Consider the following 22,208-nt stretch of genomic DNA (forward strand, 5'->3'; position numbering starts at 1 on the left):
GGCGACAACGGCGTGGAAATCCAAGCGGCTTGTCTCTACGGCCCGTCAACAATGAGCCAGAAGCCCCTCACTTATGCCGATGCCGGCGTCTCCATTGAGGCCGGAAATGCGCTGGTGAAAAACATCGGCCCGCTCGCCCGCTCGACTGCCCGCCCGGGTGCCGATGCCGAACTCGGCGGATTCGGCGGCGTCTTCGATCTGAAGGCCGCCGGCTACTCTGATCCGCTGTTGGTCGCTGCCAATGACGGCGTCGGGACCAAGTTGAAGCTGGCTATCGATGTGGGCCGCCACGATGGCGTCGGCATCGACCTCGTCGCAATGTGTGCGAATGACCTGGTCGTCCAGGGTGCTGAGCCACTTTTTTTCCTCGACTATTACGCAACCGGGAAGCTCGACAACAAAGTGGCCGCGGAAGTTGTCGCGTCGATTGCCGAAGGCTGCCGTATCGCCGGCTGCGCGCTGATCGGCGGCGAAACGGCGGAAATGCCGGGCATGTATAGCGAAGGCGACTATGACCTCGCCGGTTTCTGTGTTGGGGCGGTCCAACGTGATCGGGTTCTGACCGGAGCGGAGATTGCCCCCGGTGACGTCATTCTCGGTCTCGCCAGTTCAGGCGTTCACAGCAACGGCTTCTCGCTGGTGCGCCGGATCATCGAGCAGGAGGGCTGGAATCTCGCAGAGAGCTTGCCCGCTGTAGGCGGACAGCAACTCGGCGACGCGTTGCTGGAGCCCACGCGGATCTATGTCCGCGCGCTGCTTCCCCTAGTGCAGGAACGGCAAATCAAGGGTTTGGCGCACATCACCGGCGGAGGACTTCTCGAGAATATTCCGAGGGTTCTGCCGAAGAACTGCCATGCCTTCGTAGATGCTCGTCGCTGGGAGCTGCCCGCCATCTTCTCGCTTCTTCAGGAGGGTGGCCGAATCGCTCCCGCGGAGATGGCCCGCACGTTCAACTGCGGGATCGGAATGGCCGTGATCGTCGACGCCGACCTTGTAAGTAACGTCACGAGGCGTCTTGAAAGCGCCGGCGAAACGGTCTTCGAGATCGGCCGGGTCGAGGCTGGACCGCGCGGCTGCACCGTCAGCGGGACCGCCGGGACATGGAATTCAGCCGAGGATTGGTCCACGACGCACAATGCGTGACCCGAAGCGTGTAGGCATCGTGATCTCCGGGCGAGGCAGCAACATGCGATCGCTCGTTGAGAAGGCGGCAAATTATGAGGTCGCGCTGATCGCGTCGAACAAGCCTGATGCGGCGGGCCTCGCATGGGCGAGGAATTGGGGACTTCGAACCTGGGCTGAGGAAAGCAAAGGCGTCGGCAAGGAAGCGTTCGATCGAATCCTCAGCGCCGCACTGGAAGAACATGACGTAGGGACTGTTGCTCTGGCTGGCTTCATGCGCATTCTATCCCCTTGGTTCGTGAACCATTGGGCAGGTCGCATCGTGAATATCCACCCATCCCTCCTCCCCAACTATCGCGGCCTCGATACCCATGCGCGGGCGATCGAAGCCGGGGACGCCATCAGCGGCTGCTCCGTTCATATCGTCACTGAGGAGCTGGATGCGGGCGAAGTTCTCGGCCAGGCCGAAGTACCCATCGAAGCTGGAGATACCGCGATGAGCCTTGAGCAGCGCGTGCTCGCCGCGGAACATGAGCTATACCCAAAGATCCTCAGCGAGTTCGTGCAGCGATGAGCGAGATCCTCGACCGAGTCCGCGCCGCTGCGCTGGAGCTTCCGGAAACTGAAGAGAGAGTTTCGCACGGGCAGCCCACCTTCTTCGTCGCAGGCAAGCAGTTCGCGCAGTTCCGCAACAATCATCACGGCGACGGCAAGACAGTGGTTTGCGTCAGGGTCAGCAGCCTCGACGAACAGGCAATGCTGCTCGAGGCTGACCCCGACACCTATTCGAAGCCGGCGTATCTGCCGAGTTGGGTCTCCATCAATCTCGCCGGCGACAAGGTCGATTGGGCCCACGTCGAGGATCGCATCGCCGAGAGCTGGGAGCTTGCGGCTCCGCGCCGCTTGCTGGAAGCTGGCGGTCGATGACCGATCAACAGACCCGGCGCCGCCTGATCAACCTCGGAGAGCTCATCGCGCTCGCCGCGCTGATCGTCTCGGCCGTCGGCGTGTGGATCGCATGGAAGAGCAGCAACGAAGACAAGACCACGAGGATCGTTGAGCAACGCCAGTCTATCCCGCTGACCCTGCGCGGCAATGCCGGCAGCGATGGTCGTCAGCTTACGATCTCGCCGGTCGAATCAAGCCACGCCCTTCAGTCGCTCACGGTCACGATCAAGGGCTCACCTCCAATCGAGGTGGGCAGCGACGGATCGCTCGCCGCAAGCGACGTCGAAAGCGCACTGAAAGGTCGTGAGAAGGAGCCTAAGGACGTCACTCACAGCGTTCCGGTTCGGATTGACGCGCGCTACGTCGAAATGGGCAAGGATCGGCACGGCGGCGGAAATTACGTGCTTCGCTACAGATGGGAGGGCGGCGGCCTGTTCGGCGGGCGCTCGCTCCACCTGACCGGATTGAGCAGAGGCTGACACTTTCCCTGCACCTCTCGAGCTGGGCCGAGATCCTTCTGATCTTGGTCGAGGCGGGGTTTTTGTTTCGCGTGTTAACTCGTCCGCACCGCGAACCAGCCTCGCGGCTCGCGTGGATCATCGTAATCATCGCCCTGCCGATCCTGGGAATGCTCGCCTATCTGATGCTCGGCGAGGTGAGGATTAGCGGCCGGCGGAGGTCGCGAGGCAGCGACATCGACGCCCAGCTGCCCCGTCCCCGAGGCGACGAGTCCTGCCTAGATCAGCTTGAGGCCAGCCCGCAGGAAGCGCCTTTCGCACTCGCTCGAAGCATCAATCACCTCAACCCAACGAGCGGAAACAGCGCCCGCGTCGCCGCCGACAGCAATGTCGCGATTGATGAGATGGTCGTCGATATCGACGCTGCGGAGCGGCACGTTCACATCTGCACGTACATCTGGCTCGGCGATCACAATGGACTGAAGATCAAGGACGCCTGCGTCCGGGCTGCTGGTCGTGGCGTCGACGTTCGGGTGCTCGCAGACGCGCTCGGCTCGCGGCTACTCATTCGATCATCGGCCTGGAGCGAAATGCGCGATGCCGGATGTCACGTGCGGGTCGCCTTGCCCGTTGGTAATCCGCTCTGGACGCTGATCCGGGGCCGCGTCGACCTTCGGAATCACCGGAAGCTGATGGTCGTCGACAACCGTATAGCCTGGTGCGGAAGCCAGAATATGGCCGATCCCGAGTTCCGCATTAAGCCGCACTACGCGCCTTGGGTCGACATCATGACCCGGTGGGAAGGTCCTGTCGCCCAGCACTGCCAGTTCCTGTTCGTTTCGGATTGGCTGGCTGAAGGCGGAGAAGACATCAGCGGCCTGCTGTCCGATGCATCCGCACCTCAACGTACAAAAGGCACCATCATCGCGCAGGTGATCGGTACAGGTCCGACACTCAGCTTCGATGCCATGCCCGCCTGCTTCTCGGAGCTGATCCACGCCGCCCGTAGCGAATTGGTGGTGACCACGCCCTATTTCGTCCCAGACGAGCAATTGCTGTTTGCGCTGACCTCAGCCGCACGGCGGGGCGTGAAAACGATCATGACCTTCCCGAAGCGATGCGACAGCCGCGTCGTCGGAGCGACCTGCCGAAGCTACTACGACGACATGTTGAAGGCTGGCATCGAGGTCTATGAGTATCGGCGAGGGTTGCTCCACGCCAAAACCATGGTCGTCGATCGCGCAGTTGCCCTGGTCGGCAGCGCCAATCTCGACCGCCGGAGCTTCGAACTCAATTTCGAGAACAATATCCTGTTCGCCGACCGCGCCTTCGCTGCTGCCGTGCGGGATCGGCAAGCCGAATATCTGGCCGACTCCGACCCCGTCACCGCGGAAGAGGTCGCGAACTACGGTGTCGCAAAGCGGCTCTGGCAGAACCTGCTCGCGACGATGAGCCCCGTATTGTAAGGTTTGTGCATTGGCAGGAGATCTCATGATGCCTCTGCTCACACTCTTGCTCGCCGCAGCCTCGGCGGAAGCGACAACACTTCCGGCATTCATGACAGGCTGTTGGCACGTCACGGAAGGTAACCACTGGACCCAGGAATGCTGGATGGAGCCAAAGGCGGGCCTGATGCTCGGCGCGTCACGCGAGGGTAACGGCGCAACGCTCAAGTCCTGGGAGCAGCTGCGCGTGGTTCAGAACCCAGACGGATCGGTCACGCTCATGGCATCGCCGGGCGGCCGTCCCGCCGTGCCGTTCAAGGCGAAGTCGGTCTCAGCTACCGCTGTCGAGTTCACGAATGCCGAGCACGATTACCCCCAGCGCATTCGATATGAGCTGAAGGGCAATCGGCTCGAAGCGGAAATTTCGCGCATCGACGGCAGCAAGCCCGTGCGCTGGACCTACGACCGCGAAAATCGTTAGCCGACGATTTCTTCAGGCTTGAAGAAGTAGTCGATCTCGATCTTCGCGTTCTCGTCGCTGTCCGATCCGTGAACCGAATTGGCTTCGATGGATTCCGCATAGGTCTTGCGGATCGTGCCCTCTGCGGCCTGCTCGGGATTGGTAGCACCCATCACTTCACGATTGCGCGTGACGGCATTCTCACCCTCGAGAACCTGAACGACGACCGGGCCTGACGTCATGAACGTGCAGAGGTCGTTGAAGAAGGGCCGTTCCTTGTGGACGGCGTAGAAGCCTTCGGCCTGATCGCGGGTCATGTGGATGCGCTTGGAAGCGACGACGCGAAGTCCGGCCTCCTCCAGCATCTTGGTGACGGCGCCCGTCAGGTTGCGGCGGGTTGCATCGGGCTTGATAATCGAAAAGGTGCGCGTCGCGGCCATGACCGGGCGGTCTCCTGTGGTTGAGTGTGGTGGATTTGGTGCGCCGCCTAGCCGCGAGGCGGCATCATCGCAACCCTTAGGCTTGCTGCTTCCAGCGGCCGTCGACCTGGGTCCAATATCGACGCTCCACACCGTCCCTGCCCGCCAGCAGCTTCCAGGCAAGCCTTGCACCCTCGAGCGTCGCTGCATCGAACAGGTAGAAGCTGCGGTCGTAGGTCAACGCCGCGTCCCTCCACTGGCCATCGGCGATCAGCATGTTGCGGGCATTATTCGGAGCGTCCGGACTGGTAGAGAGCAGGACCGGCTGCCGAGCGTCGTCACTTCCTCCCGCAAGCGCATGCGGCAGGAAACTCGTAGGGCCCAGGTCCCAGAGCATGCGGTCGAGCCGAGCAAGGAACGGCTCTTCCTCAGCGACGATCAGTAAGCGCCCATCGCCCGCAAGTACCTTCTCAGCAATGCTCGCGATCACCTGTTCGGGTGGACTACCAGCCAGCTGATAGAAATCGACCTGCACGGCCGCGCTCGATTAGCGCTCGAGCACTTCCGCGACATATTCGTCCAGCAATCTAACCCCGAACCCGGTTGCACCCTTGTCGTAGGTGTTGCTCGGCTTATCCGCCCACGCCTTCCCGGCCATGTCGATATGCGCCCAGCGGACTCCGTTCTCGATGAAGCGCTGGATAAACTGTGCCGCGGTAATTGAGCCGCCCTCGCGTGGGCCGACATTCTTCATGTCGGCGATGGGGGAATCGATCAGTCGGTCGAACGACTCACCGATCGGCATACGCCATAGACGATCGCCCGATTCTTCGCCGGCGGTCACAAGCTCGGTCGAAAGTTCGTCATTGTTGGAGAAAAGGCCCGCATATTCATTGCCGAGGCTGATCAAGATCGCTCCAGTGAGGGTCGCGAGGTCGATGATCGTCGAAGGCTTGTAGTTGCGCTGAACGTAGGTGATCGCGTCAGCTAGGACGAGGCGGCCTTCGGCGTCTGTGTTGATGACCTCAACGGTCTGGCCCGACATAGTCGTGACGACGTCGCCTGGACGCTGCGCCGCACCCGATGGCATGTTCTCGACAAGACCGCAGATGCCGACGATGTTCGCCTTCGCCTTACGGGCCGCAATCGCCTTCATCGCACCGACGACGGCACCGGCACCGCCCATGTCCCACTTCATGGCTTCCATGCCGGCGGCGGGCTTGATCGAGATACCGCCGGTGTCGAACGTCACGCCTTTGCCGACGAAGGCTATCGGCTGGCCGCCCTGACCGCCACCGTTCCACTTGAGGATCAGCATGCGTCCTTCGCGAATGGAGCCTTGGGCGACGCCCAGGAGCGCGCCCATGCCGAGCTTTTCCATGGCCGCGCGATCGAGCACCTCGATCTCGACGCCCGTCCCTTCGAGCGAAGCGCGGACGCGTTCCACGAAAGTCTCGGGGTAGATGATGTTCGCCGGCTCGGTGACCAGTTCGCGGGTCAGCGAGACGCCTTCATAGACCGGAGCCCAACGCTGCTCGTAACGCTGACCGGCGCCGTCCCCGCCGCCGACGATAACGACTTCGTCCAACGTCGGCTTCTGTTTGTCCTTCAGCGTGGTCCGATAACGATCGTAGCGCCACGCGCGCAGCGCCGCGGCAAGTCCCACGCGCGCAGCCGCGTCGGCATCGAAGCCGAGGCCGCTGAGGTCGATCACGGCTTTCCGCTCACCGGAGGTCAGCAACTTTGCAACCGCCGTGCCACCCAGCTTCTCGGCAGCGTCATTCGGCGTGCCGCCGCCACCCGTTCCGACCACAAGCACACGGCGCAGGGTACCTGCGTCGTCGACGAACTGCTCTGCAGCGCTCGCCGGCTCGCCTTCGAACCGTTGACGATCGAGCGCACCCGCCACCGTCGACTGCGCGGCCCCAAGCGAAGCCAGGATCGAACGGTCCTTCCCCGCGACGGGTAGAACCAGCGCATAATCCCCGTCGGGCCGGCGGTCGGCAAAACTAATCTTCATGTGTGACAATCCCTGGAAAGGCGACGTTTTGCTGCCCTTTAGGATGCTGGAGGTGTGTTGGCAAAGCCACGCCTCAGGCGATTGTCGCCGCGCCTGTCAGGTGCGATAGGCAGTGAGGTCTGGGATTTAAACGAGCGGGACAGGGCAGCGTTGCGGACGAGATTTGTCTGGTGGTCGGCGCTTCCTATCCTCGCGTCCGTATCGGCTCCGTCGGCGGCGCAGACCACGCCGCATGTGGCGCGCCCGGTCGCATTGACCGCTCAGCCGACCGCGGATGAGACCGTCAACTTCACCGCTGACCAAGTCGTCTACGATAGCGACACCGAGGTCGTCACCGCACAAGGTGAGGTCCGCCTGAAGCGAGAAGGCAATTATCTCGCAGCAGACCAAATCGTCTGGGACCGCAAGACCGACCAGGTTCGTGCCAAGGGCAATGTCGTCGTCGTCACGCCGGAGGGCGACAAGCTGGTCGGGGAAGACGCGCTGCTCACCAACGAGATGCGTGATGCCGCGGTCGACAACCTGCTCGTCGTTCTCGCGAACGGCGGGCGCATCGCGGCGAAAAAGGGTAGCCGCGCGAACGGTGTGACCACGCTGGAGAGCGCGATCTATTCGCCCTGCCCAGTCACCGCGGACAGCGGATGCCCGAAGCGCCCGAGCTGGTCGATCACCGCGGCACGCGTGGTCCAAGACCCCACGACTGAGCAGATCCGTTTCTATGGCGGCCGCTTACAGCTTTTCGGAATCACGCTCCCCCTGCTCCCGGTTTTCAAGGTCACGACCGGAGACAATGGAGGCTCGGGATGGCTCGCTCCCGACTTCAGCATCTCGAGCAAGAAGGGCTTTGAGCTCGCTGTTCCCTACCATTGGCAGATCGCTGCGAACCGCGACCTGACGGTTACGCCACACGTCTATACTGGCGTGCTGCCGGCGATCGGCGTCGAGTATCGTGAGCTGAACGAGCTTGGCGCCTTCAAGATCGGCGGCTTTCTCACTTATGGCACCATCGACAAGGTCGATGAATTCGCGCCGACGAAAAAAGCACTGCGCGGCTATTTCGAGACCAACGGAAAGTTCCAGCTGGATCCGCTGTGGAGCGTCACCACCTCCATCCGCGCCGCCTCCGACAAGACCGTCACGCGGCGTTACGACATCAGCAACGACGAGTGGCTACGTAGCGTCATCAATGTCGAGCGGATCGACGCCGATTCCTACATCACGATTGCTGGCTGGGCGTTCCAGGGTCTTCAAGCCCAGGACAAGCAAAGCCGCATCCCGATCGCGCTGCCGGCGATCGACGCCCGCTTTCGCGAGACCGACATCCTTGGAGGGACGCTCGAAATCCAGGGCAACAGCCTGGATATCCTTCGTATCGAGGGCCAGGACACGCAGCGCGCTTTTGCCAGAGCGCAATGGGATTTGAGGCGTCTGACGCCTTGGGGGCAGCAGGTCACTTTCACGGCTTATGCCCGCGGCGATCTCTATCACACGAACGATGCGGACAGCACCTTGGTGCCGATCTACCGCGGGACGGACGGCTGGCACGCGCGCGCCATCGGTGCGCTTGCTGCGGATGTGCAATGGCCGTTTGTCGGATCCTTGTTCGGAGGCATTCAGCGGCTAACTCCTCGGGTGCAGCTAGTGCTCACCCCTCCCACACAGAACATGGATATTCCGAACGAGGATTCGCGTTCGGTCGACCTTGAGGACAGCAACCTCTTCGCGCTGAATCGCTTTAACGGTTACGATCGGTGGGAAGATTCCTCGCGTATCACATATGGGCTCGACTGGTCCCTCGACCGGCCCAACCTGACGATCAACAGCACGATCGGGCAAAGCGTTCGATTTCGTAAGGACCTCAACGTCTACCCGGAGGGAACCGGCCTCAACGACGCCGTTTCGGACATCGTCGGGCGAACCAGCATTCGCTATGGAACTTTGCTAGAGTTCACGAGCCGCTACAGGTTCGACAAATCCAACTTCGCAGTTCGCAGGAACGAGCTGGATCTCACCGTCGGCACCCAGCAGACCTACGCCCAAATCGGCTACCTCAAGCTGAACCGCGACATTGATCCTACCGTCGAAGATCTGCGTGACAGGGAAGAGTTGCGGGTCGCCGGCCGAGTGCTCTTCCAACGGTACTGGTCTGTCTTCGGCGCATATGTTGTGGATCTCACCGACAAAAGTGAGGACCCGCTCTCGCTTGCGGATGGCTGGCAGCCGGTTCGGTCCCGCCTCGGCATCCAATATGAGGACGAGTGCCTATCCATCGGCGTCATGTGGCGCCGCGACTATCAGCAGGTAGGCGCGTTCAAAAAGGGCAGTTCCATAAGCCTTCACTTGGCTTTTAAAGGCCTTAACCGCTAAGGCTGCGTTCAGCGGGCCTGGCTCACAGGGCAGCCCGTACTAATGGGCTGGGGATCAAGGGAAAATCGCATCGTGGCAGGAGTGTTTGGCTTGAATTCAACGCGCGTATGGCTCTTGGCCGCGACGGTCGCGGTCGTTGCGGGCACCTCCGCGATCGCGCAGCAGCGGCAACAGCAGCCGGCTCAGAATGCTCCAAGTTCTGCCCAATCGCTCAAGCTTCCTGAGAATCCGCAGGTGTTCGGGGCGCCAATCCCGAACGTCATCAAGGCGACGGCGATCGTGAACGGCGACGTTATCACCCAGACCGACGTCGACCAGCGCATGGGCCTCCTTTCGATCGCAAATGGCGGCAAGATCCCGCCTGAAGAGCTCGATAACGTGCGTCAGCAGGTGCTTCGGAACCTGATCGACGAAAATCTGGAGATCCAGGCGGCGGCTACCGAGAAGATCGACGTAAAAGAGTCTGAGATCGACCGCACCGTCGAACGAGTTGCCCAAGGCGTGAAGATGACGCCGGCGCAGATGACCAACTATCTGGCGTCCAACGGCTCCTCGATCCGCTCTCTCCGCAAGCAGATCCAGGGCGAGATCGCCTGGCAACGACTTCAGCGTGCCAAGATCGAAAGCAGCATCGTCGTCGGTGACGACGAGGTTAAGGCCGTCCTGGACAAGATGAACGCCTCCAAGGGCACTCAGGAATATCGCGTCGGCGAGATTTTCCTTTCGTTCACGCCGGATACCCAGGCCCAGAAAATGGCCGCGGCCAACAAGATCCTGGAGCAACTCAGGAACGGCGGTTCGTTCCAGGGCTATGCCCGGCAATATTCGGAATCGTCGACCGCTGCAGTGGGTGGCGACCTTGGCTGGATTCGCCCTGAGCAGCTCCCGGCACCTCTCGCCGAGACACTTCGGCAGATGGCCCCAGGAACCGTCAGCAATCCCATTCCGAACTCGGGCGGCGTTTCGATCCTCGCGGTTCAGGACACGCGCAAGATCCTGACCCGTGACCCGCGCGACGCAGTGCTTAGCCTTAAGCAGATTTCGATCAACTTCCCCAAGGGTACCACCCGTCAGCAGGCCGAGCCGATGGTTGCTCGGTTCGCCGAGGCAGCGCGGAATGTTGGCGGCTGCGGCGGCGCGGACAAGCTCGCGGCGGAGTTCCACGCCGAGATCGTCCAGCAGGACAGCGTCAAGATGCGCGACCTTCCGAATGCGCTTCAGCAGATGATGGTGTCGATGCAGGTGGGCCAGGCAACGCAGCCTTTCGGCTCCCTGGACGAAGGCGTACGTACCCTCGTCATCTGCGGCCGCGACGAGGTCGATCCGAGCGCGCCGAGCTATGATGACGTCTACAACCAGCTGAACGAGGAGCGGGTGAACAGCCGTTCTCGGCGGTACCTTCGCGACCTTCGCCGCGATGCCATCATCGAGTTCCGCTAATCGGTCGTTCGCGCTAGGGGCGCCGCCGTGGCTCGCGCTCCTCTGACACCGCTGGCGATTTCACTGGGCGATCCCGCCGGGATCGGGCCGGAAGTCATCGCCAAATGCTGGGACCATCGCGCCGAGTTCGGGTTGCCGCCGTTCGTTGCGATCGGCGATGCGCGCTCAGTCGGCGCGATCTGGGATGGGCCGCTCGAGATCGTCGACGATCCACGCCAGGCGGACGACGCATTCGATTATGCGCTGCCGCTGATCCAGATTCCGGTCACCGAAGGCGACACGCCTCGCCATCCAAGCGTCGCAGGGGCGCATTGCTCGCTCGATGCGCTGGAGCTTGCCGTGGGGCTCGCCCGTTCAGGCTCGGCGTCGGGCGTCGTCACCGGCCCGGTGTCGAAGGAACAGCTATACTCCATCGGCTTCCAGCATCCAGGACAAACCGAATTCGTCGCTGAGCGCTGCGGCGTTTCGCCCGGCAACGTCGTCATGATGCTGGCGGGACCGACGTTAAGAACAGTGCCGGTGACCACGCATGTGCCGGTCCGCAATGTTCCCGATCATCTGACGACCTCGCTCATCGAATCTCGCGGTCGCGCGACCCTTCGCGGCCTCCAACGCAACTTCGGTATCGCAGAACCTCGTCTCGCAGTGGCTAGCCTCAACCCGCATGCAGGCGAAGGCGGCAACCTCGGACGGGAAGAAATCGAACTGATCGAGCCCGCCATCGCTGCCCTGGCTGCCGAAGGCTGGAGAGTGACCGGCCCCCACCCCGCCGACACGATGTTCCACGCACGAGCAAGAGCGAAGTATGACGCCGCTCTCTGCATGTACCACGATCAGGCGCTCATCCCGATCAAGGCGCTCCACTTCGAAGACGCCGTGAACGTGACCCTGGGTCTCCCCATTGTCCGCACCGCCCCCGACCATGGCACAGCGTTCGATATTGCGGGCCAGGATCGCGCGGACGCGCGGCCGATGGCGGCGGCAATCCGCCTGGCCGCGGAATCGGCGCTGCTGCGCGCGGAAACAGTTTGAGCGGGACTTCCGAGCCCCTTCGCGACGTCATCGCGAGGCACGGCCTCAGCGCGAGCAAGTCGCTCGGCCAGAACTTCATCCTCGATCGACAGCTGCTTGCACGGATCGCTGCTATTCCCGGGTCGCTAGAGGGACAAAGAGTCTATGAAGTTGGGCCAGGTCCCGGCGGACTGACCCACGCCTTGCTCGATGCAGGAGCTTCGGTCGTCGCGGTTGAACGCGATCGCCGCTGCATTCCCGCCCTCAATGAGCTGCAACAGAAATTCGCCGGTCAGCTGGAAATTCTTGAAGCGGACGCCCTCAAGATTGATGAGCCCAAGATCGTCGGCGATGGCGCCCACGTCGTTGCCAACCTGCCCTACAACGTCGGAACGGCCCTGCTCCTGAAGTGGCTCGGCGGACCCTGGCCCCCATGGTGGCGATCGCTCACCTTGATGTTTCAGAAGGAGGTTGCCACACGGATCGTCGCTCAACCCAACAGCGATGCCTACGGCCGTCTCTCGGTCGCCGCGCAATGGCGATCAGAGGCCCGGATCGCAATGAGCGTCAACCGCTCGGCCTTCGTCCCGCCGCCAAAGGTCACTTCAGCCGTTGTGCACATCGTGCCCGGCAAGGCGCCCGAAGGCGTGAATGCTAAGGTGATGGAGCGGCTAACTGAGGCCGCGTTCGGACAGCGCCGAAAGATGCTCCGTTCAAGCCTCAAGAACTTCCCGGGTGCCAGCGAAGCAGCCGCATCGCTGGGAATCGACCTTAAACGTCGGGCGGAAACGCTCAGCGTCGAAGAATTTATCGAGCTCGCGAGAGCCCTGAGCTAGTTCTTCTTGGTGACTTCCGGTGCTTTGGCCGACGCAACCGTCGGTCCGCGGCTGATGGCCGTCGTCAGCTGCGCGATCTGCGGGCAGCCTTTGGCACCGCAAATGCCCTGAAGCTTCTGCAAGTTCGCCTGAGCGCGGGCGGTAGCGCCCATTTCGACCATCGCCTCGCCTTGGACCGCGATCGCATCGGGATCGTTCGGTTCGAGCAGCAGCGCCTTGTTCGTCATGCGAATGGCTTTGCCGTAGAGGTGCTGCTTCTCAGCCACGCGCGCCAGGTCGACGAACGCCCAGCGGTTGCGCGGGTCCACGGCCAACGCCGTCTCAAGCATATCCTCGGCATCTTCCAGCTTGCCGGCACTCATCAGGGCCTTGCCTTGACGCTGAAGCTCGACTGACTTTGGTTGGATTTGATCATCCGCTCGCTGGCTCATGACGGGCGAGGCGAGCGCTGCGCCCGCAAAACCGGCGAGCAAGAGACGGGACAAAGAGCGCATCAACTTCTCCAACTTTCCGTACGCGAACTAGCACGGACGGCCGAGCCGTGCGACGAAAAAGCCATCGGTGCCGTCATGACCGGGTGTCAATAATCGACCCGCCCCGTCGGCACGTCCACCGGCAATGGCCGCGTCCTCACTAATCCACGATGAATGGCTCTCAAGGAAGCGGCCAATCTGCCCTGCCCCTTCACGGGACAGAAGCGAGCAGACGGCGTAGATCAGGTGACCACCCGGGCGGACCAGCTCGGCACCAATCTCGAGAAGCCGCTGCTGCAACGCGACGACGCGATCGAGCCGCTCCGGGGTAAGCCGCCACCGGCCTTCGGGGTTTCGCCGCCACGTTCCGCTGCCGGAGCAAGGCGCATCGACGAGCACCACATCAGCCTTAGCTCGCCAGTCCTCGAGCTCTTGCAGCTCCCGTGGCGGATTGAGGAGACGCGTTTCGATCACCGCGCCGGCCCGGGCCGCACGCTCCGGAAGCATCGAAAGTCGTAATCGATTGCTGTCGCTCGCGAGAATGCGGGAGCCGGGTGCTGCCGAAGCGAGGGTAAGCGACTTGCCGCCTGCACCGGCGCAGAGGTCGATAATGCTCTCTCCGTCCGATGGCGCGCAAGCCAGCGCGATGAGCTGGCTGCCCTCGTCCTGAATTTCCACCAAGCCCGAAACATACGCCTCAGTCTCATCCACCTTGCTGTCGGAAGGCAGACGGATGCCCCAGGGACTGAGCGGCGTAGGCTCAGCATCTTCGAAATCGCGAAACACGATGTCGCGTGAGGCGCGTGCCACATTTACCCGAAGATCGAGCGGAGCGCGTTCGAGAAGCGCTGGCCATTCTTCTGACGTGACCAATGGCGAGAGTTCAGGCTCCAGCCACTTCGGCACGAAGGATTGCTGAGCGGCGGTTTCGCTGTCCCGACGAGGCTCAGGCCCGCGGGGCTCACCGAAGAGCCCGGCCAACTCGGGGGCATCACCGACCAAGCCGAGGACCGCCGCCCTTCCGCTCTCGGGGCGTTCCGCGGAACGCCGGATCGCTCTAAACACCAGCTCCCTCACGGCGCGTCGGTCTTTCGAGCCGGCATAACGCCGCTGCTTGAAGTAGCGCGTGACGATCGTATCCGCTGGCGGACCATCGGCGCGCGCAGATGCGATGACCTCTTCGAGAACCTCGATCGCCGCCTGGAGGCGTGCGGCCGGAGTCATGGCTTAGCGCGTCGGATAGTTCGGCGCCTCGCGCGTGATCGTCACGTCGTGAACGTGGCTCTCGGAGAGACCGGCATTGGTGATCCGCACGAACCGCGCGCGCTTCTGAAGCTCAGCGATCGTGATCGAGCCGGTGTAGCCCATCGCCGCCTTCACGCCGCCAACCATTTGGTGGATGATCTCGCGCACAGGGCCCTTGTAAGGCACTTGCCCCTCAATGCCCTCGGGCACGAGCTTCAGATGATCCTTGATGTCCTGCTGGAAGTAGCGGTCAGCCGACCCCCGGGCCATCGCGCCGACCGAGCCCATGCCGCGGTAAGATTTGTAGGAGCGGCCCTGGTAAAGGAACGTCTCGCCTGGCGCTTCTTCGGTGCCGGCGAGAAGCGATCCAACCATCACCGTGGAAGCTCCGGCGGCGAGCGCCTTCGCCATGTCGCCGCTGGTGCGGATGCCGCCGTCGGCGATCACTGGAATGCCATTGGCTCCGCGCGTGGCTTCCATGATCGCCGTGAGCTGCGGAACGCCCACGCCTGCTATGACGCGCGTGGTGCAAATCGAGCCCGGGCCGATTCCGACTTTGATTGCATCCGCGCCTGCGTCGACCAGCGCCTTTGCCGCATCCGCGGTTGCGATGTTGCCCGCTACGACCTGCGCGGAATTGGATAGCGTTTTCACCCGCTCAACGGCACGGGCAACGTCGATATTGTGACCATGCGCAGTGTCGATGACGATGCAGTCGCAGCCCGCTTCGATCAATGCCTCGGACCGAGCGAAGCCGGCGTCACCGACCGTCGTTGCGGCGGCGACCCGAAGGCGGCCTTCGGCGTCCTTGGTCGCGTTAGGCGTAGCGACGGCCTTTTCGATATCCTTCACCGTGATCAAACCGACGAGGTGATCACGGTCGTCGACGACCAGGAGTTTCTCAATCCGCCTTTCGTGAAGAATGCGGCGCGCCACATCCTCGCTGGTGCCGAGCCCGACGGTCGCGAGATTTTCGTGGGTCATCAACTCGCTTACCGGCTGACGGGGGCTTTCTGCAAAACGCACGTCGCGGTTCGTCAGGATGCCACATAGCTTCCCGCCCTTGTCGACGATCGGAATGCCGCTGATGCGGTTCGCCTTCATCAGGTCCAACGCTTCGGCCAGCGTCTGGTCGGGCGTCATGGTGATCGGATTGACCACCATGCCGCTCTCAAAGCGCTTCACCTGGCGGACCGCAGCAGCCTGCTCCTCGATCGTCAGGTTGCGGTGGAGCACGCCGATCCCGCCGAGCTGCGCCAGCGCGATTGCCATGTCTGCTTCGGTGACGGTGTCCATCGCCGAGGAAAGGACTGGAATGTTGAGCGGAATCTCACGCGTCAGTTGCGTGCGCGTATCCGCTCCACTGGGTAGGACGGAAGATTCGAGCGGTTGGAGGAGGACGTCGTCGAACGTCAGTCCGAGCGGGATCTCAGCGAATTCGGGGAGTTGGGCCATATCGGCCCATGCCAACTTAGAAGCGATTCGCCAAGGGCCGCCTGATTCTCAAGGACTGTGCGCCGGTACGTGCTGAGCAGCAGCACTTAACTGATCCAGCTGATCGAACTTCAGCGACAAGTCGGCAAGCTCGGTGCTGCTGACGCTGAACCTACCCATGAAGGGACGGTCCACAGCAAGGATGAAGAGAAACACCAAGCCAAGCGCGAGGGAGATGCCGGCGATCATCATCGTATTCGTTCGAGTGACCGGAAAGGTTGCAGTGTAAGCCACGATCAGGACTGAGCCGACCAGGCCGACCACCCACAGGATCATCGGCATCTGAGATTCGCTGTGGATCAACCGGTCTCGCCTCAGAGCCACGAGGTCATTCAGGTTCGTATATGACTCCTGATAGATCGTACTGTCGCGGTCATCCTGGGGGTGGATCGTGCCAATGGCGTTGAAAAGCTTGAATAGCGCCACGTCGGTCGACTGGCTGGCCTCCCCTTTCGCGAGAAGCGGCCATTCGTCCTTCACAATGCTCGATATATAGGCTCGCAAGTCCTGGCGAGCAGCCAGCGTTTCGTTCCCATATGTCGCAAGATTGCGATAAAGCTGGGCCGACGCGGCTGCTTCACGGTGGACGGCGTTCTCGGCGTCAGCAAAATCCTGCCACACTTTCACGCCCGCAAATGCGATTAGGATGCCGATATACGCTGCCACGACCTGCATCAGGCTCAGCGCCGTTTCAGTCTCATGTTCCCGAGGGTGAAGCCGGAAAACCTTCCTGACGCCGAAGCTGCTCGCGAGGCCGATAACTAGGGCCATCAGAAGGATCAGGACGATCGAGATCCAGATGGGCAGGTTATAGAAAAAACGGATCATCCCCCACTCCCGATGCGAATGCTAAACTCCGGAGCCGCGCTCCAGAACGCGATGTGCTGCCTCGACGTGCATGCGCTCGATCATCTCATCACCGAACCGCTCGGCACCGCCATTGAAAGCCTCGACGAGCTGCCGGGCACGGTCCAACTCAGCTGGGCTTGGAGCGAACGCTCGGTGACATAGCTCAATCTGGTTCGGATGGATCAGGCTCTTGCCGTCGAACCCAAGCCTGCGCCCCTCTTCGGCCTCTCTCGCAAAGCCTTCCGGATCGTCGAGCCCGTTAAACACGCCATCGAACGCCGCCACCCCCGCCGCCCGGGCGGAGAGGACGATCATCTGGAGCGCGGTGGAAATCGGCTCTCGCGACGCATCGAGCGGGAGGCGAAGGTCTGAGCGAAGATCGTTGGTACCAGCGATCAACCCGGCTGCCGTATCCGCGATCTTTGCGGCGGCGAGCACCCCAGCGGCAGTTTCGATCATCGCAAGCGCCGGTTTGGCCGCTGCCTCGGCAACCCCATGAACGAGGTGAGCGGAGATCGCTCGCGGGATGACCACATAATCGGCATTCGATCCTGCGACGGCATCCAGGTCCAGAGAGTGCCACTCTGTGCCGACGCCGTTGATCCGGATCGCCACTGGCATCGTCCATTCCGAAGCAATCGCTTCCACCGCGGCTTTTCGCGCGTCGCGCTTGTCCGCTGGTTTCACCGCATCTTCGAGGTCAAGAATGACCAGATCCGCTCCCGCGTTACGCGCCTTCGCAATCGCGCGCGGGTTCGATGCGGGAAGGAACAGCAACGACCGTATGGCGAACAGGTCGATAGCTTTGTCTTTTTTCGCTTCCGAAAGAGCCATGGCCGACGCATCATGCCCCGGAAAAGGGAGGTCGGGGAAGAGTAATGCTCACCACTTTCATGACAGCGATCGCGGTTCTTGCGCTTCTATTCGTGATCATGGGCGTGAAAATCGTCCGCCAAGGCTACCGCTATACCATCGAACATTTCGGCCGTTTCGTCCGAGTTGCCGAACCGGGGTTCAATTATGTGACGCCGTTCTTCTACCGAGTTGGCCGCAAGATCAACATGATGGAGCAGGTCCTTGATATCCCGGGTCAGGAAATCATCACCAAGGACAACGCGATGGTCGCCGTGGACGGCGTCGTCTTTTTTCAGGTCCTGGACGCGGCCAAGGCCGCCTACGAGGTCAGCGACCTCTACACCGCCATCATGGCTCTTTCGACGACAAACCTTCGAACAGTCATGGGCTCGATGGACCTCGATGAGACCCTTTCAAAGCGCGACGAGATCAACACACGCCTGCTGGCCGTCGTCGACAACGCGACTGAGAACTGGGGTGTGAAGATCACGCGCGTCGAGCTTCGCGACATCCGCCCGCCTCAGGATATCGTCAACGCCATGACGCGGCAGATGAAGGCCGAGCGCGAAAAGCGCGCCGTCATCCTGGAAGCAGAGGGCTCTCGCCAGTCGGCCATCCTCCGCGCCGAAGGCGAGAAGCAGTCCGCGATCCTTGAGGCCGAAGGTGCTCGGGAAGCTGCCTTCCGCGAAGCGGAGGCACGCGAGCGCGCCGCGCAAGCAGAAGCAACGGCGACGAAGGCGGTCAGCGATGCGATCGAAGCCGGAAGTGCTCAGGCCATCAACTACTTCGTCGCGCAGAAATATGTCGAAGCTGTCGCCGCATTCGCCCACTCACCGAATGCAAAGACGATCCTCTTCCCGGTCGAAGCCACGCAGCTGATCGGCACGCTGGGCGGGATCGGCGAGCTTGCGCGCGAAGTGCTCGGCGACGGAGCACCCAAGCCCCCTTCGCCGCCTCGTGCGAAGCCTAATGTCGCAACACGCGGCACGGCGCCGGTGAGTGTGCCTGGTACTCCGAGAATAGAAGGCTGATGCTGGACAATCTGGAGCCTGGCTGGCTCTGGCTGATCGGCGGGGTCATCCTGCTGATCGCCGAAGTCATCGCGCCGGGATTCTTCCTCATCTTCATTGGGGCGGCCGCGATCGCCGCGGGCCTGTTCACCGTCTTGTTCGGTCTCGGCACGGTCGCGCAACTCGCACTCTTTGCACTCTACGCCCTGCTTGCCGTCATGATCGGGCGGCGCTTCTACGCGAACCACCCGACCAGCTCCGATGCGCGGCTGAACGATCCCGCGCTGCGCCTCGTCGGAAAGGTGGTGACGGTCGTCTCCGATGTCGACGAGCATCAGGGCCGCGTCCGTCTCGGCGATGGAGAATGGAGCGCGCGAGGCGGGCCAGCGGCCGCCGGAGAGCGTGTCCGCATCACCGGAGTGGACGGCAATTGCCTGAAGGTCGAGGCGGAACGCGTGCTTCCGCCCGCATAATCGGAGTCCATTTTTGCCCACGTTTGAGTTCTCGCGCCGAGAAGCGGTCGGCGCCCTGGCAGCCGCTACAGTTGCTCCGATGCTTGGGAAGGCCAGTCCCGTGTGGGCAAAGCCCGCGTCAGAGGCCGAAGCCAATGCTCTCCTTCAGTCTATCGGCAGCGACCTGCTCGCCATCTACCCGGAAGGCGCGACTTCGCTCGGAGTGGACGAAGGCGGGCGCCTAGTCCTTCGCTACAAGCTGGGCGATCGTTCGCCCGCGGGTCAGCAACGCATCGCTGCGACCCTGAAGAGCGACCTGGCCAAGGCAGAAGCCATCGACACCTCGAACCTCCCGTTCACGACACGAACCAGTTTGGAGGTTGTGAAAAGCGCCTACACCACTGCGCTTGAAGGTTTCGCCCTACCCTACGGCGATGTTGCAGTCGGAGGCTGGCGCAACACGCCCTACGTCGTGATCCAGAACGTCGGCGCTTACATCGACACGCCGAAATTCCTCGATACTGATCACACCATCGAAAAGCGCGCCGATGCGGAAGCCTATCTCAGCCGGCTTTCGCAATATCCCGCTCAGCTCGACGGTGAGTTGGAGCGAATCCGTGATGCTCGAGCAAAGGGTCTCGTCCCGCCTTCCTTCCTGCTGGACAAAGCCATCGATCAATTGAGCCTTTCTGCGAAGAATGCCTCCGAGGGCGGGAGCATCGTGGATTCGCTCGTCCGGCGAGCTCGCGAGAAAAAGATCGATGGTAACTGGGAAGTCCGATCGCGTGCGATCGTGACCAAGCAGGTCTACCCGGCGCTGCAGCGGCAGATCGTCGAACTAAAGGCTCAACGGGCTCTCGCGACCGACACGCCTGGCATGTGGTCGCGGCCGCATGGGGATGAATATTATCGCTGGGCCCTGAAGGCTTCCACCACCACGAACCTGACGCCCGACGAAGTTCACCAGATGGGCCTCGATCAGCTCAAGGAGCTGCAGGGACGGATGGATCCAATCCTAAAGAGCCTGGGCTATTCGCAAGGCTCCGTGGGCCAGCGCATGCAAGCGCTCGCCAAAGACCCTCGCTACCAGTTCAGTGAAGGCGACACGGGCCGCGCCGAGATCATGGCCTACATCCAGGAACGCCTCGCGAAAAACCGAGCCATTCTTCCGCGAGCCTTTAACACGCTTGTTCCGGGCCACCTCGAAGTGAAGCGCATGCCACCAGAGGAAGAGCCCGGCGCGCCTGCTGCTTATGGTGGTGCCGGCTCGATCGACGGCAAGATCCCGGGCAAGTTCTGGATCAATCTCCGCACGACTGACCTGCACAGCAAGTACAGCCTGCCGGACCTCGCTTCCCACGAAGCGATCCCGGGTCACGTTTGGCAGGGCGAATATGCGAACAAAATGCCGCTCATTCGGACCCAACTGGCGTTCAACGCTTACTCCGAGGGGTGGGCTCTTTACGCCGAGCAGTTGGTCGATGAGCTCGGGGTCTATGACGACTTTCCGGCTGGCCGCTTGGGCTATCTCCAGTCGATCGCCTTCCGCTGCTGCCGGCTGGTGGTCGACAGCGGCCTGCATGCAAAGCGCTGGACTCGCCAACAGGGCGTGAACTTCTTCGTGGAAGTGAACGGCTCCAACCCGCTGGAAGTCGCTTCGGAGGTCGATCGCTACTGCAGCTGGCCCGGGCAGGCCTGCGGCTACAAGGTCGGGCACAGCACCATCAACCGCCTGCGCGACAAGGCGAAGAGGGACCTCGGCAGCGAGTACGACCTGCGTGCATTCGACGATGCGGTGGTGCTTGGCGGCAATGTGCCGATGGATGTGCTCGCCAAGAACGTGGACGAGTACATCGCTCGGACGAACGCCGCTTAATCCAAGATTGTGGAGCCGGCTTCCGGCCGGTGCGCAGTCCGCGGAGAGCGCAGGCGCAATAAGCTGAGCCCCGCCGCGATCAGGGCGGCAATACCCGCCGCGGCGAGCAGCTGTGGGCCAGCGTGCACGCCGGCGAGGTGGAATACCACTCCGACTGCGACGGCGCCCGTCGTCTGGCCAAGGAGCCTCGCCGTGGCGAGCATTCCGCCCGCGGCACCGGAACGATGACGCGGAGCCGACCCGACAATGGTCCTATTGTTCGGCGACTGGAACAGGCCGAAACCGATCCCGCACAGGCCCATCCGCCACGCGATATCAACGGTTCTCGGATGCGAGCCCATCGCCGATAGGGCGAACAGACCAAGTGCGAATATTCCGAGTCCGATGCCACCTATCAGCCCTGCCCTGACCTTGTCGGCAAGGCGGCCAGCGATCGGGGCCACGACGCCGAGCGCCAAGGGCCAAGGAGTCATCAGCAAGCCAGTCTCGAAAGCGCTTCGCCCCATTACGGACTGAAACAGGAATGGCAGCGTGACGAACGCCAACATCTGCGCCGCGAACGAGACCGTTGATGTTGCGATCGACATTCCGAAGATGCGGATCTTCAGGAGATCCACGGGGAAGAGCGGCGCCGGGTCGCCCCATTCACGATGCACCAATACCGCTCCCGCGGCGATCCCGGCCACGATCAATCCAACACCGAACAGCGATGTCTCACGCGCGAATGTCTCGGCGCCAAAGACCGTGCAGCCCATCATCGCGGCGCTGAGGACCGCAGCCAGCCAGTCGAACGGGTGCCCATGTCCTTTGACGGTCGGGAGGGCTCTGAGCCCGACGATCACAGCGGCCAGGCCGATCGGCAAGTTGATCAGGAACAGCCACGGCCACTTGCCGACACTGAGGATGATCGCCGCAAACGTAGGTCCCGCGGCCGCGGACATGGATAAAACCAAGGCATTGTAGCCGATGCCGCGGCCAAGCAACTTCGCCGGATAAGTAGCGCGAACCAGCGCTGCATTCATGCTCATGATGCAGGCGGCCCCCATCCCCTGGAACACACGCGCCGCGATCAGCCCTCCGAGGCTGTGGGCCATCGCGCAGGCGACAGAGCCGAGGGTGAACAACACCAATCCCGGGATGTAAATCTTCCGATAGCCCAGCCGATCACCTAATGCCGCAAGTGGCAGCAGCAGGATGGTGATGGTCAGCTGGTACGCATTGACGATCCAGATCGACGTCGCGGGCGACGCGCCAAGATCTCCCGCGATCGTAGGCAGAGCCACGTTGGCGATTGCGCCGTCCAGCACTGCCATGGCGAGCGCAAGCCAGATGGCAGCGGCCGACCAGTATCGCCTTGGCTTGGGCAGTCCGTCTTCGTGCTGCTGCGGGGGATTATGCGTCTGTGCGACGTTCACTGGGGCAAAAAGA

Annotated in this window: 22 protein-coding genes; 13 read left to right on the forward strand and 9 right to left on the reverse strand. The window is 62.3% G+C overall.

What is annotated here, in order from left to right:
• Positions 1 to 51 precede the first annotated feature (51 nt).
• From purM to AC4GYV_RS06450, 6 genes are all read left to right on the forward strand, one after another.
• Complete coding sequence (purM, locus tag AC4GYV_RS06425) at positions 52 to 1,143, forward strand: phosphoribosylformylglycinamidine cyclo-ligase (protein WP_491099825.1); 1,092 nt, start codon at positions 52 to 54, stop codon at positions 1,141 to 1,143.
• Complete coding sequence (gene purN / locus AC4GYV_RS06430) at positions 1,136 to 1,696, forward strand: phosphoribosylglycinamide formyltransferase (protein ID WP_491099826.1); 561 nt, start codon at positions 1,136 to 1,138, stop codon at positions 1,694 to 1,696. The genes purM and purN overlap by 8 nt, the downstream gene beginning before the upstream one ends.
• Positions 1,693 to 2,049 carry an MmcQ/YjbR family DNA-binding protein gene (locus AC4GYV_RS06435; RefSeq protein ID WP_491099827.1) on the forward strand — a complete coding sequence of 119 codons (357 nt, stop codon included), beginning with the start codon at positions 1,693 to 1,695 and terminating at the stop codon, positions 2,047 to 2,049. The genes purN and AC4GYV_RS06435 overlap by 4 nt, the downstream gene beginning before the upstream one ends.
• Positions 2,046 to 2,549 carry a hypothetical protein gene (locus tag AC4GYV_RS06440; protein WP_491099828.1) on the forward strand — a complete coding sequence of 168 codons (504 nt, stop codon included), beginning with the start codon at positions 2,046 to 2,048 and terminating at the stop codon, positions 2,547 to 2,549. Before AC4GYV_RS06435 ends, AC4GYV_RS06440 begins: the two co-directional genes overlap by 4 nt.
• A 71-nt stretch (positions 2,550 to 2,620) precedes the next feature.
• Positions 2,621 to 3,994, forward strand: coding sequence for a cardiolipin synthase (cls, locus tag AC4GYV_RS06445; protein WP_491100399.1), 1,374 nt, complete (start codon positions 2,621 to 2,623; stop codon positions 3,992 to 3,994).
• A 28-nt stretch (positions 3,995 to 4,022) separates the two neighbouring features.
• On the forward strand, positions 4,023 to 4,454 hold the full coding sequence (locus AC4GYV_RS06450; protein ID WP_491099829.1) for a DUF6265 family protein: 432 nt from the start codon (positions 4,023 to 4,025) through the stop codon (positions 4,452 to 4,454).
• Here the strand turns inward: AC4GYV_RS06450 and ndk are convergent.
• The 3 genes from ndk to AC4GYV_RS06465 form a co-directional block, all read right to left on the reverse strand.
• Positions 4,451 to 4,873: a nucleoside-diphosphate kinase gene (gene ndk / locus AC4GYV_RS06455; RefSeq protein WP_491099830.1), complete on the reverse strand. Its 423-nt coding sequence runs from the start codon at positions 4,871 to 4,873 to the stop codon at positions 4,451 to 4,453. The two genes, AC4GYV_RS06450 and ndk, sit on opposite strands and share 4 nt — an antisense overlap.
• A gap of 76 nt (positions 4,874 to 4,949) precedes the next feature.
• Positions 4,950 to 5,387, reverse strand: coding sequence for a DNA polymerase III subunit chi (locus AC4GYV_RS06460; protein ID WP_491099831.1), 438 nt, complete (start codon positions 5,385 to 5,387; stop codon positions 4,950 to 4,952).
• 12 nt (positions 5,388 to 5,399) lie between these two features.
• Complete coding sequence (locus AC4GYV_RS06465; protein WP_491099832.1) at positions 5,400 to 6,872, reverse strand: leucyl aminopeptidase; 1,473 nt, start codon at positions 6,870 to 6,872, stop codon at positions 5,400 to 5,402.
• 150 nt (positions 6,873 to 7,022) lie between these two features.
• Here AC4GYV_RS06465 and AC4GYV_RS06470 point away from each other — a divergent pair, with 150 nt between their 5' ends.
• The 4 genes from AC4GYV_RS06470 (at position 7,023) to rsmA (ending at position 12,526) form a co-directional block, all read left to right on the forward strand.
• Positions 7,023 to 9,239, forward strand: coding sequence for an LPS-assembly protein LptD (locus AC4GYV_RS06470; RefSeq protein WP_491099833.1), 2,217 nt, complete (start codon positions 7,023 to 7,025; stop codon positions 9,237 to 9,239).
• Positions 9,240 to 9,329: 90 nt separating this feature from the next.
• Positions 9,330 to 10,679, forward strand: a complete 1,350-nt coding sequence (locus tag AC4GYV_RS06475; protein WP_491099834.1) for a peptidylprolyl isomerase — start codon at positions 9,330 to 9,332, stop codon at positions 10,677 to 10,679.
• 27 nt (positions 10,680 to 10,706) lie between these two features.
• The gene (pdxA, locus tag AC4GYV_RS06480) at positions 10,707 to 11,711 is read left to right on the forward strand and encodes a 4-hydroxythreonine-4-phosphate dehydrogenase PdxA (protein ID WP_491099835.1); all 1,005 of its coding nucleotides are present in this window, start codon (positions 10,707 to 10,709) and stop codon (positions 11,709 to 11,711) included.
• Positions 11,708 to 12,526 carry a 16S rRNA (adenine(1518)-N(6)/adenine(1519)-N(6))-dimethyltransferase RsmA gene (gene rsmA / locus AC4GYV_RS06485; RefSeq protein WP_491099836.1) on the forward strand — a complete coding sequence of 273 codons (819 nt, stop codon included), beginning with the start codon at positions 11,708 to 11,710 and terminating at the stop codon, positions 12,524 to 12,526. The genes pdxA and rsmA overlap by 4 nt, the downstream gene beginning before the upstream one ends.
• Here rsmA and AC4GYV_RS06490 read toward each other — a convergent pair.
• The 5 genes from AC4GYV_RS06490 to AC4GYV_RS06510 are packed head-to-tail and all read right to left on the reverse strand — an operon-like array spanning position 12,523 to position 17,421.
• Positions 12,523 to 13,020: a tetratricopeptide repeat protein gene (locus AC4GYV_RS06490; RefSeq protein WP_491099837.1), complete on the reverse strand. Its 498-nt coding sequence runs from the start codon at positions 13,018 to 13,020 to the stop codon at positions 12,523 to 12,525. The two genes, rsmA and AC4GYV_RS06490, sit on opposite strands and share 4 nt — an antisense overlap.
• Before the next feature lie 27 nt (positions 13,021 to 13,047).
• Positions 13,048 to 14,223 carry an RsmB/NOP family class I SAM-dependent RNA methyltransferase gene (locus AC4GYV_RS06495; RefSeq protein ID WP_491099838.1) on the reverse strand — a complete coding sequence of 392 codons (1,176 nt, stop codon included), beginning with the start codon at positions 14,221 to 14,223 and terminating at the stop codon, positions 13,048 to 13,050.
• A 3-nt stretch (positions 14,224 to 14,226) separates the two neighbouring features.
• A complete protein-coding gene (gene guaB / locus AC4GYV_RS06500; RefSeq protein ID WP_491100400.1) occupies positions 14,227 to 15,699 on the reverse strand; it encodes an IMP dehydrogenase in 1,473 nt (490 codons plus the stop codon).
• Positions 15,700 to 15,747: 48 nt separating this feature from the next.
• The gene (locus AC4GYV_RS06505; RefSeq protein WP_491099839.1) at positions 15,748 to 16,566 is read right to left on the reverse strand and encodes a bestrophin-like domain; all 819 of its coding nucleotides are present in this window, start codon (positions 16,564 to 16,566) and stop codon (positions 15,748 to 15,750) included.
• A 21-nt stretch (positions 16,567 to 16,587) separates the two neighbouring features.
• Complete coding sequence (locus AC4GYV_RS06510; RefSeq protein WP_491099840.1) at positions 16,588 to 17,421, reverse strand: HpcH/HpaI aldolase/citrate lyase family protein; 834 nt, start codon at positions 17,419 to 17,421, stop codon at positions 16,588 to 16,590.
• Between the two features lie 44 nt (positions 17,422 to 17,465).
• Here AC4GYV_RS06510 and AC4GYV_RS06515 point away from each other — a divergent pair, with 44 nt between their 5' ends.
• The 3 genes from AC4GYV_RS06515 to AC4GYV_RS06525 all read left to right on the forward strand — a co-directional run bounded on the left by AC4GYV_RS06515 (position 17,466) and on the right by AC4GYV_RS06525 (position 20,780).
• Complete coding sequence (locus AC4GYV_RS06515) at positions 17,466 to 18,473, forward strand: SPFH domain-containing protein (protein WP_491099841.1); 1,008 nt, start codon at positions 17,466 to 17,468, stop codon at positions 18,471 to 18,473.
• The gene (locus tag AC4GYV_RS06520) at positions 18,473 to 18,925 is read left to right on the forward strand and encodes an NfeD family protein (RefSeq protein ID WP_491099842.1); all 453 of its coding nucleotides are present in this window, start codon (positions 18,473 to 18,475) and stop codon (positions 18,923 to 18,925) included. Before AC4GYV_RS06515 ends, AC4GYV_RS06520 begins: the two co-directional genes overlap by 1 nt.
• A 79-nt stretch (positions 18,926 to 19,004) precedes the next feature.
• Complete coding sequence (locus tag AC4GYV_RS06525; RefSeq protein ID WP_491100401.1) at positions 19,005 to 20,780, forward strand: DUF885 domain-containing protein; 1,776 nt, start codon at positions 19,005 to 19,007, stop codon at positions 20,778 to 20,780.
• Here AC4GYV_RS06525 and AC4GYV_RS06530 read toward each other — a convergent pair.
• Complete coding sequence (locus AC4GYV_RS06530; protein ID WP_491099843.1) at positions 20,777 to 22,195, reverse strand: MFS transporter; 1,419 nt, start codon at positions 22,193 to 22,195, stop codon at positions 20,777 to 20,779. The genes AC4GYV_RS06525 and AC4GYV_RS06530 overlap by 4 nt on opposite strands.
• Between the last annotated feature and the right edge of the window lie 13 nt (positions 22,196 to 22,208).

The sequence above is a fragment of the Sphingomonas sp. SP4 genome (assembly GCF_058313375.1).